The 17996-nt window shown below is 44.2% G+C and carries 16 protein-coding genes and 2 tRNA genes; 13 read left to right on the top strand and 5 right to left on the bottom strand.

The window, feature by feature from the left end; translation table 11 throughout:
* Positions 1–37: 37 nt before the first annotated feature.
* From AAIR98_RS04005 to AAIR98_RS03990, 4 genes are all read right to left on the bottom strand, one after another.
* Complete coding sequence (locus tag AAIR98_RS04005; RefSeq protein WP_423970961.1) at positions 38–4267, bottom strand: acyl-CoA dehydratase activase-related protein; 4230 nt, start codon at positions 4265–4267, stop codon at positions 38–40.
* Positions 4268–4407: 140 nt separating this feature from the next.
* Positions 4408–4869 (bottom strand): hypothetical protein, encoded by a 462-nt coding sequence (locus AAIR98_RS04000; protein ID WP_423970960.1) that lies wholly within the window; start codon positions 4867–4869, stop codon positions 4408–4410.
* A gap of 177 nt (positions 4870–5046) precedes the next feature.
* Positions 5047–6087, bottom strand: coding sequence for a tetratricopeptide repeat protein (locus tag AAIR98_RS03995; RefSeq protein WP_423970959.1), 1041 nt, complete (start codon positions 6085–6087; stop codon positions 5047–5049).
* 26 nt (positions 6088–6113) lie between these two features.
* Positions 6114–7736 (bottom strand): tetratricopeptide repeat protein, encoded by a 1623-nt coding sequence (locus AAIR98_RS03990; protein ID WP_423970958.1) that lies wholly within the window; start codon positions 7734–7736, stop codon positions 6114–6116.
* Between the two features lie 70 nt (positions 7737–7806).
* On the opposite strand from AAIR98_RS03990, the gene AAIR98_RS03985 reads away from it, so the two are divergent.
* The 9 genes from AAIR98_RS03985 to AAIR98_RS03945 all read left to right on the top strand — a co-directional run bounded on the left by AAIR98_RS03985 (position 7807) and on the right by AAIR98_RS03945 (position 16053).
* The gene (locus AAIR98_RS03985; protein ID WP_423970957.1) at positions 7807–8709 is read left to right on the top strand and encodes a DMT family transporter; all 903 of its coding nucleotides are present in this window, start codon (positions 7807–7809) and stop codon (positions 8707–8709) included.
* Positions 8710–8712: 3 nt separating this feature from the next.
* Positions 8713–9609: a DMT family transporter gene (locus AAIR98_RS03980; protein ID WP_423970956.1), complete on the top strand. Its 897-nt coding sequence runs from the start codon at positions 8713–8715 to the stop codon at positions 9607–9609.
* Positions 9587–10435 carry an HAD family hydrolase gene (locus tag AAIR98_RS03975; RefSeq protein ID WP_423970955.1) on the top strand — a complete coding sequence of 283 codons (849 nt, stop codon included), beginning with the start codon at positions 9587–9589 and terminating at the stop codon, positions 10433–10435. The genes AAIR98_RS03980 and AAIR98_RS03975 overlap by 23 nt, the downstream gene beginning before the upstream one ends.
* A 305-nt stretch (positions 10436–10740) precedes the next feature.
* Entirely contained in the window at positions 10741–11580 is an 840-nt protein-coding gene (locus tag AAIR98_RS03970) for an NAD(+)/NADH kinase (protein ID WP_423970954.1), read from the top strand.
* On the top strand, positions 11580–13244 hold the full coding sequence (recN, locus tag AAIR98_RS03965; RefSeq protein WP_423970953.1) for a DNA repair protein RecN: 1665 nt from the start codon (positions 11580–11582) through the stop codon (positions 13242–13244). Before AAIR98_RS03970 ends, recN begins: the two co-directional genes overlap by 1 nt.
* A 10-nt stretch (positions 13245–13254) precedes the next feature.
* The gene (locus AAIR98_RS03960; RefSeq protein ID WP_423970952.1) at positions 13255–13617 is read left to right on the top strand and encodes a hypothetical protein; all 363 of its coding nucleotides are present in this window, start codon (positions 13255–13257) and stop codon (positions 13615–13617) included.
* Between the two features lie 50 nt (positions 13618–13667).
* Positions 13668–14381: a hypothetical protein gene (locus AAIR98_RS03955; protein WP_423970951.1), complete on the top strand. Its 714-nt coding sequence runs from the start codon at positions 13668–13670 to the stop codon at positions 14379–14381.
* Positions 14382–14458: 77 nt separating this feature from the next.
* On the top strand, positions 14459–14959 hold the full coding sequence (locus AAIR98_RS03950; RefSeq protein ID WP_423970950.1) for a hypothetical protein: 501 nt from the start codon (positions 14459–14461) through the stop codon (positions 14957–14959).
* Positions 14959–16053 carry a glycerate kinase gene (locus AAIR98_RS03945; RefSeq protein ID WP_423970949.1) on the top strand — a complete coding sequence of 365 codons (1095 nt, stop codon included), beginning with the start codon at positions 14959–14961 and terminating at the stop codon, positions 16051–16053. The genes AAIR98_RS03950 and AAIR98_RS03945 overlap by 1 nt, the downstream gene beginning before the upstream one ends.
* A 1-nt stretch (position 16054) precedes the next feature.
* Here AAIR98_RS03945 and AAIR98_RS03940 read toward each other — a convergent pair whose 3' ends face one another.
* Complete coding sequence (locus AAIR98_RS03940) at positions 16055–16237, bottom strand: hypothetical protein (RefSeq protein WP_423970948.1); 183 nt, start codon at positions 16235–16237, stop codon at positions 16055–16057.
* A gap of 341 nt (positions 16238–16578) precedes the next feature.
* Here AAIR98_RS03940 and AAIR98_RS03935 point away from each other — a divergent pair.
* The 4 genes from AAIR98_RS03935 to AAIR98_RS03920 all read left to right on the top strand — a co-directional run bounded on the left by AAIR98_RS03935 (position 16579) and on the right by AAIR98_RS03920 (position 17945).
* Positions 16579–16652, top strand: a tRNA-Met gene (locus tag AAIR98_RS03935).
* Positions 16653–16683: 31 nt separating this feature from the next.
* Positions 16684–16756: transfer RNA gene (locus tag AAIR98_RS03930), tRNA-Thr, on the top strand.
* 212 nt (positions 16757–16968) lie between these two features.
* Entirely contained in the window at positions 16969–17427 is a 459-nt protein-coding gene (locus AAIR98_RS03925; RefSeq protein ID WP_423970947.1) for a hypothetical protein, read from the top strand.
* 50 nt (positions 17428–17477) lie between these two features.
* Positions 17478–17945: a type IV pilin protein gene (locus AAIR98_RS03920; protein ID WP_423970946.1), complete on the top strand. Its 468-nt coding sequence runs from the start codon at positions 17478–17480 to the stop codon at positions 17943–17945.
* The last annotated feature ends 51 nt before the right edge of the window (positions 17946–17996 follow it).

Raw genomic sequence — 17996 nt, 5'->3', positions numbered from 1 at the left:
TTCGCCAAAGATTTGGGGATAAAACCGCGCAGCGGTTTTATTTCTTAGAGTGTGCTACGGACATCATTAGTTTTATGCGGTTAAGCTGGTTAACCTCGCTGGCGCCGGGGTCATAATCTATGGCAACCATGTTGAGGTCTTTGTATCTTTTTTTAAGTTCTTTGGTTACGCCTTTGCCTGTAATATGGTTGGGCAAACAGCCAAAGGGCTGCACGCAAACTATATTATTGGCGCCTTCTTCCATAAGTTCAAGCATCTCGGCCGTTAACAGCCAACCCTCGCCGGTTTGGTTGCAGACGGACACAATGTCCGCCACTTTTTTAGCCAGTTTTTTTACGGGTTCATAGGAGTGGAAACGCTTGCTCTTTTTAAGCAGCTTTCTAAGCGGCTTACGTAAAAATTCTATATACGCCGCTATAGCGTTAGACACTATTCTATTAATAAGCTTGCCTGACAAATATTTATGCCTGTACGTGTCATCAAGCAGACAATAAAGCAAAAAGTCCATAAGGTCGGGCACAACGGCCTCGCCGCCCTCGCTCTCAATAACGTCTACTAAACGGTTGTTAGCGTCAGGGTGGAACTTTACCAGAATCTCACCCACTATACCAACGCGCGGTCTGCGTTTGGTATCTTTTATAGGAAATGAATCAAACCTCTTTACAGCTTTTTTAGCCTCTTTATAAAGTATTACAGGGCCGGGCAGTTTGCTGTCCAACCTAAGCGCGAAGTCAGAAAGTGTAGCGTCCACCAGTTTATCCACGTCGCCTTTATTAATTTCGTACGGGTGCAGGCGGTGCGACATTCTCATAACAAGGTCGCCAAATAAAAACGCGCAGACAATGTCTCTAAACATACCAAACGTAATTTCAAAGCCCGGGTGCTTTTCACCGCCGAACGCAAACGGTATAACGGGCACATTTTTAAAGCCCGCCTTTGCCGCGGCGGCGCGCAGGAAACTGACGTAGTTTGTAGCGCGGCAGCCGCCGCCTGTTTGTGAAATAATTAAAGCTGTTTTGCTTGTGTCATACTTGCCGGACTTAAGCGCGTTAATAAGCTGGCCCACCACCACTATGGCGGGGTAACAGGCGTCGTTATTAACATACTTAAGGCCCTCTTCTATATCTTCCTGCGATACGGTGGGCAGCACTTCCAGGTTATAGCCAAAGCGCTTCATAACTTTAGACAACAGAGTAAAGTGTATGGGCGACATTTGCGGGCAGAGTATGGTGTAATCTTTACGCATCTCGGTAGTAAAAACAGGGTGCTTATGCGCCACCACGGCGGAACTGTCAAAGTGTACACCCTCGCGCTCTTTTACGGCGGCAAGCAGAGAGCGTATTCTTATTTTAATAGTGCCAAGGTTAGAGCCCTCGTCAATTTTAAGTACGGAATACACTTTGCCCGCGCTGCTTAAAATTTCTTCCACTTGCTCTGTGGTAATAGCGTCCAGCCCGCAGCCAAACGAGTTTAACTGTACCAACTCAAGCCCTTTAATACTGTTAGCTAAATGCGCCGCGCGGTACAACCTGCTGTGATACGTCCACTGGTCTATAACATTAAGCACACGCGGCAGCAGCCCGCCCATGTGGGCCACGCTGTCTTCCGTCAGTACGGCGACGCCGCTGGCGGCTATAAACTCAGGTATGCCATGGTTAATTGCGGGGTCTAAGTGATAGGGGCGGCCGGCTAAAATTATGCCCGCCCCAGAGTTATTTTTAATTTCGTTAACAATCTCGGCACCGCGTTTGCGTATGTCTTTTTTAAATAAATTTTGCGCCCCGCGCGCGTGTTTTAGGGCGCGGTTAACTTCCTTTTTGCCTACGTTAAAGTCCGCCAGTTCTTTAATTAATCTTTTTTCAAGGCGGCCTAAATTATCTATAGGTAAAAACGGCTGTAAAAATTTAATATTCTCACGTTCCAGCACGTCCATATTAAGGCGCACTACCTCGGGGTACGAGCCTACCACAGGGCAGTTATAATGGTTGTCCGCGTCGGCAAATTCTTTTTGCTCAAAGGGTAAACACGGGTAGAATATTGTTTTAACGCCCTTTTTGGTCAGGTTGATAATATGCCCGTGCACCATTTTGGCGGGGTAACACACCGTCTGTGACGGTATAGTGTCCAGACCTGAGTTAAATATTTTTATGGTCGATTCATCCGACAGTACCACCCTAAAACCAAGTTCCGTAAACAACGTAAACCAGAACGGGTAGTTCTCGTAAATATTAAGTACGCGCGGTATGCCTATTTCCCCCCTGGGCGCTTTGTCAGCGTCCAGCGGTTTGTAGTGGTTAAACAGCCTGTTATATTTATAGGCGTACATATTTTTGGCCGTGGTTTTTTGCCCGGCGTCCATACCCAGGCCCTTTTCACAACGGTTGCCGGAAATAAAAGTTTTGCCGCTGTCAAACTTATTAATAGTAAGCAGGCAGTTATTAGAACAGCCTTTACAGCGGGCGTTTTTGGTAGTGTAGGTAAACTTTTCTAAACCTTCTTTTGATATAAGGCTGGTTTTATCTTTAGAAGCTTCTTCTTTGGCAATTAAGGCCGCGCCAAACGCGCCCATTATGCCCGAAATTGTGGGGCGCACAACACTGCCGCTTACAAGCAGCTGTGTGGCACGCAAAACGGCGTTATTAAAAAACGTGCCGCCCTGCACTACAACATTGTCGCCAAGGTCTTCGGGCGATTTTACTTTTATAACTTTATATAAAGCGTTTCTTATAACGGAGTATGACAGGCCGGCGGAAATATCGGCCGCGCTGCTGCCCTCTTTAAGCGCCTGTTTAACCTTAGAGTTCATAAACACTGTACATCTTGACCCCAGGTCAACGGGCTTTTTGGAATGTAAGGCCGCCTCGGCAAAATCCTGCACCGTGCTGCCAAGCGATAAGGCAAAGTTTTCTATAAAAGAGCCGCAGCCGCTCGAACATGCCTCGTTAAGCACAATTTTGTCTATTACGCCGTCTTTAACGTAAATACACTTCATGTCCTGCCCGCCGATGTCTAAAATAAAAGAGACTTTTGGCACAAAAAATTTAGCCGCTTTATAGTGCGCTATTGTCTCTACCTCGCCATAGTCAAAACCTAAGGCGGATTTTAACAATGCCTCGCCGTAGCCTGTAACACAGGCGTCTTTTATAACAGCTTTGGCGGGCAGCCTTGAGTAAACGTCTTTTAAAACGCTTACGGCTGATTCCAGCGGGTTACCGCCGTTAGAGCCGTAGTGCGTGTATAAAATATTGTCGTTAGCGTCTATAAGCACGGCTTTGGTAGTGGTGGAGCCTGCGTCCATACCAAAATATACATCGCCCTGCGCTTCCTCTATGGGTAAATATTTAGGGGAGTACTTTGAGTGCTCTTCTTTGAATGCCGCAATGTCTTCTTCATTTTTAAATAATGGCGGCAGGAAGGACGACTCTTCCGCGCTGTGCGTGGTGGTGTAGGTTGTAATACGGTCGTAAATTTCCTGGAAAGTAAATTGTTTATCTTTTGCGCTGAGCGCCGCGCCGAGCGCGACAAAAAAGTGCGGGTTTTCCGGGAAGACAATGTTTTCCTCAGGTAATTTTAAGGTTTCTATAAAACGCTTTCTAAGTTCAGAGAAAAAGTATAAAGGCCCGCCTAAAAAGGCCACGTTACCCTTAATTGTTCTGCCGCAGGCCAGGCCGCCTATGGTCTGGTTAACAACGCTTTGTAAAATGCTGGCGGCTATGTCCTCACGCGGGGCGCCGTCGTTAAGCAGCGGCATAACGTCCGTCTTGGCAAATACGCCGCAGCGGGCCGCAATGGGGTAAATGGTTTGGTAATTTTTGGCAAGCTCGTTAAGGCCCGGCGCGTCTACGCGCAGCACGGCGGCCATTTGGTCAATAAACGCGCCTGTACCGCCGGCGCAGGTCTCGTTCATGCGCTGCTCTACAGATGAGTCGAAAAAGGTTATTTTGGCGTCTTCGCCGCCTATTTCTATGGCAACTTCCGTTTGGGGTATGCGGGTTTTAATGGCAAGCGTACATGCCACAACTTCTTGCACAAAGTCAAAGCCGGCTTCTTGGCTCATTTTAATAGCGCCGGAGCCTGTGATGGCAATGTTTACTTTAGCGTCAGGAAATTTGGCCATGGCCTTGCTAACCAGCGCTAAAATAGTTTTGCCCAGTTCAAGGTGGTGGCGTTTATAATCTGAATGTAAAATGTTGTTACCAGCGTCAATAACAACTATTTTTGCCGTGGTAGAACCTATGTCCAGGCCCGCCCTAAGAAGTTTTTCCATTATACTATTACCTATTTATATACCGCTTTGCGGTAAAAATCCTTATATATATTTTATCATAATAAAAGCGGGAACACACGCTCAATTAGTTTACCAGTAAACTAATTATAGCATATATCCCCGCAAAAGTTTGCGATCACCTACCTAAGATAACGGAAAAGATTTGAACTATTTATAATAATTAAGAAATCCAATGCCAAATTATTATTTTCCTGTAAGGTAAAGCGCCTGGCAGCGCGATACTTTTCTATTTGATTTTTATCCAATCGTTCAGAAGCTGGCAATAATGGTACAGCAAAAGTATAGCCTGTCTCATCTATTTTAATTGTAATTTGAGCGGATTGCCCGGCATGCATTAATGTAACATTATACGGTTTTCTATTAGGAACATTTACCATTTTTACTTCAATATTATTTTTAGAAATATTACAAAAAGGAATTCCGTCCCCCCATTCCTTTGCTTCTTTATCAACGGAAGAATAAGCTGATGTCGGAGTTCTCTTTATTGTAAGGTTTTTATCCATGTAATCTAAAAAGGAAAATGAGCCTATATAAGCCTCCATAACCACATCGGCATATATAATGCTGTTATCACAATGCATAGAACTATCGGCCATAGAACGTATAAAATGTGTTTTGCATACATCTTTTCCGTTTTTATCCTGAAAGCGCAACAAAAAAGCTTCTATATAGTCATATTCATAATATTTTTGAGTTTGGTCAAAACAAACGCCGTTGTAATTCTTTTTAGCTGTTTCAAGCGCTTTATGTGAATTAGGCTAATCCACTTTCACTCTTACTAAATTATTTCTTAAGAGTGAAACATTTATCCCCGCCGCACTGTCTGCAGAAGCGGGCTTTTGTTTTTCTTTCTCCGGCAAACGTGCTGACTCCTCCAAAGTAGTACTTTTTACAGGTTCAGCAATAAAATTCGTTCCCTTAAATTTAGCTTCCCACTGAGCAGCTTTGTTTAAATCAACATCAGTAAATATTCCTTTTCTGTATGACCGCGACAGCATAAGCATAGCCTGTTCATTACCTGTTTGCGCGGCAGCCAAAGCGTATTTAAAAGCTTTACTTTTATCTTGTTTTGTAAAACCGTTTTTTGACGCGAAAGACTGCACCAGCACTAGCATGGAGTAAATATCTCCCTTGTCAGCAGCTATAGTAAACCAATATTCAGCCCCTTTATTAGACTGCCGGCCAATTTCACCCGTAAGATAGAATTTTGCCAGTTTCACTATAGAATCCAATATTCCCGCTTGCGCTGACTTGGGCAGCCATATCCAGCACTTATCCTTGTCTATATCTGCGCCACAAAATAGACTTACAAGATAATTAACAGCTTCCAACTCGCCTTCCTCGGCCGCTTTTTCATACCACTCATTGGCCGTTGCAATATTTTTAAGTTCTTTATAAAAATGCGCAAGGTCAAGCATGGCTTTAACGTTGCCATTATTTGCTGATAAAGTCATATAGGTTTCGTATCTTTTCAAATTTTTTGTAACGCCCTTGGCGTTTTTATATGCTATGGCTAGCTCATGCTGCGCGTCGGAGTGGTTTTGCGCTACAGCTTTTTCTATCCAGTAAAAACCTTTTTTATAATCTTTAGTTACGCCAGTCTCTCCATAAAAATAGGCTTTACCCATTTTATACTGCGCGTCAGAATCTCCCGCTTTTGCCAGTTGTAATATCGGCGCCATAGCGGCGGGTAAATTTTTATCCGCCTCCACGCTAAAGTTATTAACATAAAACCACGCCGCCAACAGCGCCGCCGCAGCCAGCGCCGCCGTTGTTACAACTATTAAAAACTTTTTCATAGTGCTCCTTTTAGCGAAATATTTACCTACCTAAGATAACGGAAAATGTTGTTGTTGTCTCGGGCCAGGGCGTAACCTAAAACTGCCAGTCTGTCGTTTTCAAAAGGCTTAAAAGCGTATAGCTCCGACGGCATATTTATGGTATAGTCCGCCTGGTCTATTTTTATTTTGAGCCCGGCCGACTGGCCTAAATATATTGTTAAACCTTCTGAAGACTGCTCGTTGCCGCGCCTGGCAAGCGCTACATCAACATCGCTCCTTTTGATAGTGCAGTAAGGCAGCTTTTTGGCGTCTTTTTCTTTATAGTCTGAAATTTCGTCGCCGTGCGCGTTAAGGTTTTTTTCAAGGTGGTCCAGCACCTCAAATTTACCGGCGTAGCCCTCCATAAGTTTGTTTGCCCTTATGGTATTTTTTACGCCGTTTGCGCTGTTGCATTCAATATAGTCGTTTATAAAAGAGCGTGTTACCGCTATTTTACATACAGGCGTGCCGGCAGTGTTTTTAACCGCCAGAAAGTAGGTTACGTATTCATACTCGCTATATTTTTCCGGCTTGCAGGTGCCTTTAAATGTTGCCCTGGCATTGTCCAGGCTGTTGGCCGGGTCAGGGTAGCGGGCTACAAAACCTACAAGGTTATTTCTTACCTGTGAAATTGTTACGCCTGCTTTTACCGCCGCCTGCGGCTTGGGCGCTTCCTCCGTAGAGGAGTAATCGTACATAGGGTCAATGGCTTGTTTTTCTTTAGGGTCGGCGCTGAAAACTGTTTGTTTTAGTTTTGCGTCCCACTGCGCGGCCTTGGCGGGGCTGACTTCTGTAAAAACACCCCTTTTGTAGGAGTTAGACAGCATGCTCATAGCCTGCACATTTCCCTCCTGGGCGGCGGCAAGGGCGTATTTAAATGCTTTAGCTTTATTATTTTTTGTAAAACCGTTTTTGGCGGCGTAGGAGCGGGCCAGTATTAACATAGAGTCAACGTCGCCGTTGTCGGCCGCTATGGTGTAGTAGTGTTCGGCCTGCGGGTGAGACTGGCGGCCTATCTCGCCACTAAGATAGTAGCCCGCCATTTTTTTAATTGAGCTTAATACGCCTGCCTCGGCTGATTTTGGCAGCCACTTCCAACAATTGTCTTTGTCGGGCCGGGCGCCGCAGTATAGGCGCACCTGGTAGTTTACGGCCTCGGGCTCGCCAGCCTCGGCCGCTTTTAAAAACCATTCCTGCGCGGCGGAAGTCTTTTTCATATCCTTATAAAAATTGGCCAGGTGCAGCATGGCGGCGGGGTTGCCGTTGTTAGCGGCAAGCGTCATATAGTCGGAATATTTTTTAAAATCTCTTGTTACGCCTTTGGCGTTTTGGTAGGCAAGCGCCATCTCGTACTGCGCGCCGGCATTATTTTGTTTGAGGGCCTTTTTTGTCCAGTACAAACCTTTTTCATAATCATGCTTTAGGCCGTCTTCGCCGTTTAAATAGGCTTTACCCATTTTGTACTGCGCGTCGGCGCCGCCTTTTTTGGCCAGTTTTAGGGTGGGTTCCATAGCTGCGGGCAGGCTTCTGTCAACGGCTTCTCTGTCCGGGCTTATTGAGTATAAACCTATCATAAATAACCCCGCCATTACAGCAACCGCCGCTACAACTATTAAAAACTTTTTCACGTTCTACTCCTAAAGCAATCAATTTTTTAAATGATATAATATTATTATACTGATTTTAAGGAGTGTTCTAATGAACCCTTTGGCCGCTTTATGGCTGTGCTGGGTGATAACGGCTTTCTCACCCATTATCGGCAAATACGCAATGCCGGTTATTCACCCCGTTTTACTTGTGCTTTTTGGTATTATTTGCGCTTTGGCGTACTTTACGCCGTCCATGACCAAAAAAGGCCTTTGGAAAGAGCTCTTTAACAAAAAAACTGTTGTGCCGTACCTTATTATGGGTACATTTGGTACAGCGTTGCCGTTTTCCGTAATGCTGTTTGCCCTTAACTACACCACGCCGGCCAACGCAGCCATACTTAACCAGACGGAAATTATTTATTCTCTTATTCTTACATCAATCATTTTAAAAGAACGCCCCACGCTGGGCCAGCTTGGCGGCAGTTTACTGGTAATACTGGGCGTAGGCGCGATACTTTTAAACGAAAAATTTACCCCCCGCTGGACGGGCGACCTTATAGTAATAGGCAGCGTATGGTTGTTTCAAATCAGCCATATAGCGGCAAAAAAACTGCCCAAAGGGTTGGACTACACGCTCATAGCCACAGCAAGAAGCTTTTGGGCTTTACCCGCTACCATAATACTTATTTTGGTTTTACTGCCCACAGGCAAACTTTACTTTACGCCTAACTTACAAAGCGCGGCCGTTATAGCCGCTACCGGTTTCTTTAAATACGGCATAGCCATGATACTGTGGTACATAGCAATTAGAAACATAGATTTAAGCAAAGTCACAGCCATTATATTATCTTATCCCGCGTTATCTTTTATACTATCGGTAGCACTCGGGTTTGAGACTCCGCACATTTACCAGGTTGTCGGCCTTATACTTACTTTTGGCGGCGCGTACTGGGTAACCAAAGTTGTTAAAAAACAGAATGAAAAAGCCTCCGTGCCTGACGAGGTCGCCTAACATATGTCACCCATAGCCGCGCTTTGGACAAACTGGTTTGCCACGGGCCTTTGGCCTATAGCGGGCGGCGAGGGCGGCAAACTTATGACGCCTGTGCTTATGGTGTTTTTGTCCTGTCTGTTTGCCATGCTTTATTACGGCCCGGCGTTTACCAAACAAAAACTTTGGGGCAAACTTTTTGACCGTAAACTTTGGCCGTACCTCTTAGTGGTAGGTTTATTTGGCACGGCGTTACCATTTACCACAATGTTTATAGCTTTGCAGTATACCACGCCCGCCAACGCCGCCATACTTAACCAGGTGGAAATACTTTACTCATTAATTTTGGCCTTTATTTTCCTGCGTGAAAAACCTACTCTCGGCCAACTTGGCGGCAGTTTATTAGTGGTAGCGGGCGTAGTGATAATTTTATTTAATGAGCAGTTTTCCCCCCGCTGGAAAGGCGACATTATAGTACTGCTTACGCCGTGGATGTTCCAGGTCAGCCACATAGCGGCTAAAAAATTACCGGCCGATATTTCCCCTGTGTTTATAGCGGGCGCCAGGGTAATTTACGCGGGCATAACAATAATACCGCTGTTAATATTTTTTGCTTTAAAGGGCGGCTTGCAATTTACCGCCGCGCCAAAAACATTTTTAGTTTTATTTTTTATCGGCACTATTTACTACGGCGTTACGCAGCCGCTGTGGTACAGGGCCATAAGGGGGATGGATTTAGCTAAAGCAACTGCTATAATATTATCTTACCCTATACTCACTTTAATAGTATCCGCCGCGCTTGGCGTGGAAAAAATACATTTGTACCAAACAGTAGGTTTGGCGTTAGCATTTGGCGGAGCTTTATGGATTACAATGATTGTCAGGAGAGAAAAAGATAATGAAAAAATTAGTAATGTTTGATTTAGACGGCACCTTAGTATGCAGCGGCATGTGCGGTAAAGACGGCTTAGACAAAGCCATTTTTAACCTGTTTGGCAAAAAGCCCAGCTACGACATTTCCCTAATCAGCGGCAATACGGACAGCAAAAACTTTCCTATAGTATTTGAGCAAACCATGGGCCGCAAAATCAAACCGGCCGAACTTAAAAAACTTAAAGAAGAATATTTAAAAGTTTTACCCGGCGTAGTAGCCGCAAAAGTAAAAAGCAAAGCATATAAAAATGTTAAAGGTGTAGAAAAGTTTTTAACCGCGCTTGCTAAGCAAAAAGACGTTTGCGTTGCGCTTGGCACAGGCAATTTTGAAGATGCCGCTTACATAAAACTTAAACCCGCAAAACTTGACAAACACTTTAAAACAGGCGGCTTTGGCGAGACGGGCGCGGACCGCGCCAAAATGTTAGCCGCAGGCGTAAAAAGGGCGGAGAAAGATTTTAAAACCAAGTTCCCCGCTGAAAATGTTTACATAATAGGCGATACATATAAAGACGTTTTAGCCGCCAAAGAAAACGGCTACCACAGCGCCGTAATACTTAGCGGAGAGGGCGACCAGAAAAAATTACAGCGCGCCGCCGCAGAGGTGGAAGTAAAAGATTTTACCGATATGGACACCTTGTTTGTATGGCTGGATATTAAAAACGACCCTAAAGGCGTAAAACGCGGCAATTATATTATGCCCGCCAGCGCCATAGAACACGTATTTTTCAGCCGCACAGGCATAGACGAGGACAGACTAAAAATGTTCCGCATTAAAAAATACGAAAACCTGCCATCGGGCAAATTGTTTTAAAAAAAGTAAATACCCCCCCGCCAAAAGCGGGGGTATTTATTTTTACTTTCCTCGCCCCACAGGGCGAGAGTTTTACAAAAAAACGGAACTTATTAATTAGTGCTGTTAAGTTTTTATAAAAGGGGCCCCGAAGATTTGAGTGGATTTTGGAGTTTTCAGCGTTTCGGGCACACTTGTCCGCAGCGAGCTATGCGAGTGAAGTGTGTGTCCAAACGCTGAAAACTCCAAAATCCGCCAAAGATTTGGGGTTATTGAAAAGCCCCGGTCCTTTGGGGTTTTTCAATAATATTTGCTAGAATTGCTATATGATTATATTTAAGAACATCGCTTTGTATTATAACCGGGAAAAACAGCACAACCTTAAAGTAGCTAAAGACGTTGCCGCTTACCTAGAGTCACAAGGCGTAAAAACTAAAATATATGAAGACATACAGTCAACCAAGCTGGACGCGGGCACACAGGTAATTATATCTATAGGCGGCGACGGCACGGTGCTGCACTGCGCGCGCGCGGTAGCGCACCAAAAGGTAAAACTATTTGGCATTAACGCGGGCAACCTTGGCTTTCTTACCAGCGCGGACTTAAAAAATTATAAAGAAATTTTATACAAAATTATACGCGGCAAATATACCGGGCATGACTTAAGCCTGCTTGCCGTAAGCATTTTTAAAGACGGCAAATATATACTTAAAGAGGCCCCCGCCTTTAACGACTGTGTTATTAAAACAGGCGGCGCGAGGGCGTTTACGCTGGAAATGACGTCCACAGGCAAACATGTGCAAAAGTATTTTGGCGACGGCGTTATAGTAGCCACGCCCACGGGCTCTACCGCTTATTCACTGGCGGCGGGCGGTCCTATTGTGGTGCCGGAGGTTGACGTTATGCTGCTTACCCCTGTTTGCCCGCACACGCTCACGCAGCGCCCGGTAGTGGTACCGGGTAAATATAAAATGATTTTTACGCCGTACTTTAAACGCGAGGAAGACTACGCCACCGTCAATCTGGACGGGCAGATAACCTATATTATAGGCTCGGGCGATTCTGTACTTATAACTGGCGGCACGCATAAGATAAAGCTGCTGCAGGCCGAAAATTACGATTTTTTTGAAACTTTAAACTACAAGTTTAAATGGGGCAACCGTTAATGCTTAAAAATTTAACCATACACAACTTTGCTATTTTAGACGATATTAACCTGAGCTTTGCCCCGGGCTTAAACGTGTTTAGCGGCGAAACAGGCGCGGGCAAATCTATTATTATAGAGGCGCTGGGTTTTGTATTAGGTTCACGCGGCGGGCTAAGCCTGCTTAAAGAAGGGGCGGAAAAGATGAGTGTAAGCGCGGTGTTTGAATCTTCCGCCTTACCTAAACCCGTGTTGCAGGAATACGGCATAGAAAAAGATTCCTTTACTCTTATGCGCGAGTTAGACTCTAAAGGCAAAAGCAAAGGTTTTGTAAATAATATTACAGTGTCGGCCAGCGCGCTGGCAAACATAGGCAGCTATTTGGTTGACTTTCACGGCCAGCACGACCACCACACATTACTGCGAACGTCCGAACATTTAGACCTGTTGGACAAATACGCCAAAACGCATAAAGACGTTGCGGGCGTGGCCGAGCTGTACGGCAAAATGCAGACGATACTTTCAAAGATAGAAGCCTTGCACCTGAGCCAGGCGGAAAAAGACAGACTGTTGGATTTATATAATTTTCAATACAAAGAAATATCAGAAGCCAACGTTAAACCAGGCGAAGATATAGAACTGGAAGCAAATTTACCCAAGCTTAAACACTCCGGCAAATTAAAAGAACTGGCGGAAAAGGTGTACGAACTTTTATACGAAAGCGAGTCCGCCGCCGTTGACCTGGGCTCAAAAGCCGCCAAGTATTTAGGCGAAATGAGCGAGCTCGACGTGTCGCTTAACCCGGTGCTTGAAGAGTTGGAATCCGCCTTAAGAAACTTTGAGGACGCCGCCCAAACAATTTACCATTATAAAGAAAACATAGCCGCCGACCCGGATACGCTTGACGATATGCTGGGCCGGCAGCAAAAAATAAACAAACTTAAGCTTAAATACGGCCCCGAGATTACAGATATTATAGCCAACGGCGAAAAACTGGAAGACCAGATTGCCAGCTTGTCCTCCTCTGAAGAAAAAGAACACGATTTACAAAAAGAACTGGCTGAAGTAAAAGAAATTTTAATGCGCGGCGCCATGGTGCTGCACGAAAAACGCTTACTGGCGGCTAAAAAAATGGACGCCATGATAAGGGCGGAGCTTATGCCGCTGGGTTTTAACGAAGTTAAATTTGAAACCGACGTTGTTTTTGAAGAAGAAGCGTTAAACGCCAAAGGGGCTGACAGCGTGGAATTTTTATTTTCACCCAACCCGGGGCAGAGTTTAAAGCCGCTTAAAAGCATAGCCTCCGGCGGCGAGATGAGCCGCGTTATGCTTGGCCTTAAAACAGTGTTGGCGGGGAAAATACCAACAATGGTGTTTGACGAGATTGACGCAGGCATCGGCGGGCATACGGGCCTAAAAGTAGGTGAGAAGCTTAGAAAAGTTGCCTTTGGCCGCCAGGTTTTATGCGTTACACATTTGGCGCAGGTGGCGGTATACGGCGCGGCGCATTATAATGTAACTAAAAAGAGCGACAAAAACTCTACCAAAGTTATCTTAGCCCGTTTAGAAGGCGAGGCAAAGACCGCAGAAATTGCTAGAATGTTAGGTAGTACAAGCGGCAAAAACTCCGCGGGGTTTAAACACGCGCAGGAACTTATAGAATTTAGTAATAACAATATAAATTAAAGGAGATTTTATGTCAGAAGAAAAGAAAGATAAAAAAGGCTGCTGCTGCTCAAAAGACGGCAAAGCCTGTTGCAAATTTAAAAAGTTTTTCCCCCACAACTGGTTAAAACTCAAAGGTTTAAGCGTACTTTTTACAATCCTTTTTTACGCGGCCATAATTGGCTTCATATATATGTGCGTACAGTCATTTACGGTAGTTAAATACGCCAAAATAGGGTTAGTAAGCCCAGACAACGTACCGCCGGTGCTTATGCTTACGGTATCAGCTTTCCTTTCCTCAGTATTCTTTTTAACTTTTGCCAAAGTAACAAAAGCTTTAGCTAAAATTAAACACATACTTAAAGCCAGCTGCGGCTGCGAAAGCAAAAAATAACTATATTATGCCCGGGGCACAGTGCCCCGGGCGATACAATTTAATTTAATATGAAAAAAAGAACCTTAATTATAATAACCGTTTTATCACTTCTCAGCGCCAGCGCGTGGGCAGAGGGCATACGCCTGAGAAACGGCACTATTGTAACTGGTTCAATATTAGAACAAACACAATACACTCTTAATTTGCAAACAAAATACGGCGTTATCACTATAGCGCAAAGGGAAATTGTGGAAATTTTGCCCGACAAACACCGCGTTGTTTTAAAAGGCGGCGGCGAAGTCGTTGGCACTATTGAAGACATAGACGAATTTAACGTGCGCGTAAAAACGGACGACGCTTACGTAAATATAGACATGCCCCGCGTATCCTCCATAGAAGTGTACGACTATGAACAGGCCGAAACACAAAAAAAGTTTGTAGAAAAACAGATTCAACAGGCCCAGCAGCAGGAAACCCGCTCAACCAAAGAACAAAACCTGACGGGCTTAGTTTTTGACGAAGAACTGGACAAATCCTTCGCCGCTAAAACCGCCACTGCCGCCGCCCCGCTTGAATATACAATAGTACGCGACAGAACAACCCCCGCGTCCACCGCAACCATAACGGCGGGGTCCACGCAAGACGTGTACAAAGCCCCTGTAATGAAAGATGAATTTCAAAACCCGCAGCCTGCCGCCGCTAAAGCGGTAAAAGAAGATCCTGAAAAAAAGGCTAAAGAAGAAAAAAAGAACAAGAGTACCTTAATATCAAAACCCCCGTAAAACAAAACCTTGAGGAAAAGCAGGCAAAACGCTATTTCTACGTAGGCATCGGCGGCATAGACAATAAATTAAAATTTATGGATGAAGAGATTGGCGGCATGGGCATAGGCGCTACAATAACGCATTTATGGCGTATTAAAAAGTCTAACCTATGGTTAGGCCCCAGCGTCACGCTTTCCACAATACCTAAAGAAACTTTGGACTTCCGCGCTGTAGATAATACTGAAATTGAAACCAGCGGTTACGCATTTCATTTTAACCTTATGGCAAATTATTATCTTACGCCTAACTCTAAATTTCAAACCTATGTTTCCGCCACGGCGGGTTATGAAAGTTTATCTGTAGATATTAAAAAAGATAACTTTAACGTAGCTCCAGGGTCATCACCCATACACACAACATCGAGCGAATCTTCCTCAGGCTTTATAGGCTCACTGGGTTTAGGCGTGGAGAGGAAGTTTGGCGACACCGCCATAGGCCTGGAGGCACGCGTACACAACGCCAGCCGCGGCGACGCTCTTAAAGACTCTAACAAAACCTTCTACTCCGCTTTACTAAAATTCAGCTGGAAAATTTAATGAAAACCCTTATTTTGGCAAACGCTTTTAAAGGCTCTTTAACAGCTTTAAAAGCGGGTAAAATTATACAGCGCCACACCCACGGCGCGGCGCGGCTGCGTTTAATAGCCGACGGCGGCGACGGCATTATAGAAGTTTTTTTCTCCGCGTACCCCAAAGCAAAAATAGTTAAACACCGCGTGCAAAACGCCTACGGCGTTTACCACACCGCCCCCGCGTTTATACTGCCGGGCGGCAAAACAGCTATTGTGGAAACCGCCAAAATATGCGGTTTGGGCAGTATAGAAAAAAAAGATTTAAACCCCTTGATTTCCACATCTTACGGCGTTGGCGAGATGATAAAACTTCTTGCCGCTAAAGGCGTTAAAAACTTTTACATAGGCCTTGGCGGCGTGGCGTGCAACGACGGCGGCGCGGGCATGGCAAGCGCCATGGGCGTACAATTTTTAGATAAAAAAAATAACCCTCTGCCCAACACAACCGCCGCATTATTAAAGCTTAACAGTATTAACCCGGCCGCGCTTAATTTAAAAGGGCTTAAGTTTTACGCTCTTACTGATGTAACTAACCCTATTCTTGGCCGCAATGGCTCCGCCGCCGTATTCGGCCCGCAAAAAAGCAAAACCAAAGCGCAGGTAGCAGTTATTGATAAAGCGCTTACCAACTACGTAAAAATAATAAAAAATGATTTGGGCCAGGACATAGCCAAAACCCCCGGCACAGGCGCGGCCGGCGCTATAGCTACGGGGCTGTTGGTATTTTTCAACGCTAAGTTTATAAGCGGCGCCGAGTATATTTTTGAGAAATTAAATATAGAAGCCGCCATAAAAAAAGCGCAACGTGTCATAATAACGGAGGGCCGCCTGGACGCGCAAACATTTATGGGCAAAGCCCCCGGCCTTGCCGTAAAGCTGGCAAAAAAGCACGGTAAAGAAGTGCTGTTTATCTGCGGGCAAAACAAACTGGCGGGCTACAAAAAATACGGCATAAATAATGTGCAGGAAATATCGGCCATTGCCGCAAACCAAAACGAAGCCATAAAAAAAGCGGAGGTTCTTCTCCCCCGCCTTTTAAAAAACTCTCCAAACATCTAGTTTAGAAAATTATATGCAGCACAACCAAAACAACAATAAATATTAAAATTGTAAATAAAGACTGTTTAATATCATTTTTAACTTGCGGCGTTCTCTTTTTAAGCAAAAGCACCAATGTATATATAAAAAAACCTATTATACCTAAAACCAAGCCGTACTCCGCACCGCGCACCATTATGTCCATGTTAAAACCTCTCAAATAGGAGTAAATAAACCCCCGGTATTGTAACGGGGGTTTAGTTCATTAGTGTACTCATTATGACTCCATCTTGTTTTTTACTGTTCTTCCTAACGGGTCTTATGCTATAATTTAGCGCATCCGCTAAACTTACGGCAACCGGCTAAGATAGAACTCAGTTTAGGCGTTACCGCCTATGTCTTTAGCTCCTTAGGAGCTGTAACTATAGTATAAGCGCTTTAACAATACTGTCAAGGCCTAAAAAAGACTTAATGCCGTGGATTGCTTTTCACGTCTGAGAAATCTTATTTTTACAACAAAAAGTCCTATTTATGCTATAATAATATTGCGGGGTAGAGAAGCCCGGTATCTCGCAAGGCCCATAACCTTGAGACCACAGGTTCAAATCCTGTCCCCGCAATGTTTTTTTATAATTTATGACTTAGTTTTATGCCGAGGTAGCTCAGCTGGTAGAGCAACGGTTTTGTAAACCGTAGGTCGTGGGTTCGACCCCCATCCTCGGCTTTTTTTGCGTCAGATTTTGGCCATTTTTACATTTTTCCTTATGCTCGGATACGAAAAGCGCTACGCGCTTTGCATTGCAAGTATACCTCGCAACAGAAAAATGCAAAAATGACTCAAAATCTTCGCAAAAACCGTGTTATAAATACATTAAAATATTTTTTTCAAAATTAACTTATTAATACGGTCGTCCGGTTGGATTTTCTTTTTTATATATGAATATAACTAAAAAAATATTAACTATTGTTAAAATACTTATCTTCTCCGTTATAAACCCCTATACTAACAGTGTTGCCATAATTCTAAGACAGCTTAAAATATTTGATAATGAAATTATTATTTCACTATTAGCTTTTACCTCGCTGCCTATTTTCCTTTACAGCCTCTACCATAAAACCAATAACGCCTACGCTGGTAAATTCTTTTTATTTTTAAATACCGCTGTAAGCAACCGCACGTTTTTTGTGCAGTTATCATTTGTACTGTTTGCCTTTATTATACTTGCCATTTTATATATTACCGACGGATACGCCGTGTTTTTTGGTAAAATACCGCTGGTAATATTAATTATTTACGCTGTGTCCCCGTTAATAGTTGGCTATATTCTTATGCATAAAGACTCCGTCAAAACCTTACACGCGGCCAGGCCCCCGCAAGACAAAACCGCCCTTTAGAATCACTTTTATATTGCTATAATTTAGATAACATGACAAAGGAGATTATTATGAAACAGGGGTTTACATTAATTGAATTACTGGTAGTGGTCTTAATTATAGGTATTTTGGCCGCTATAGCACTGCCGCAATATACTAAAGCGGTGGAAAAATCACGCTCCGCGGAGGTGCTTAGCAACGCCGCCGCTATAGAAAGAGCATTCCAAATGGTGCACCTGGCGCAACATATTACAGAAGAAACAATAGGCACTGACGTAGTGGGAATTACAGGCGGCACAACGGATGAGGAAGGCAACTATGTAACAAAAAATTTTAAATACTGGATAGCCTGCTACAACAGTAATGAATGCATTCTTGAAACTTACAGAAACAATACCTCCTCAAACTACAGTATTGTTATTGCTATGAATAACGGCACCACAACAAGATACTGCTATACGCAAAAAACCGCCACAGGCCAATCTATATGCAAAGGATTGGAATCTTTAGGTTACACATATAGCGATAATGAATATTAATATTTTGCTAACAAAAAAGCCCCTTGGCATAGGCCAAGGGGCTTTTTATTT

The organism is Elusimicrobium simillimum (assembly GCF_049639735.1).
GTDB classification, from domain to species: domain Bacteria; phylum Elusimicrobiota; class Elusimicrobia; order Elusimicrobiales; family Elusimicrobiaceae; genus Elusimicrobium; species Elusimicrobium simillimum.
This window is presented reverse-complemented; position numbering and strand designations above follow the sequence as displayed.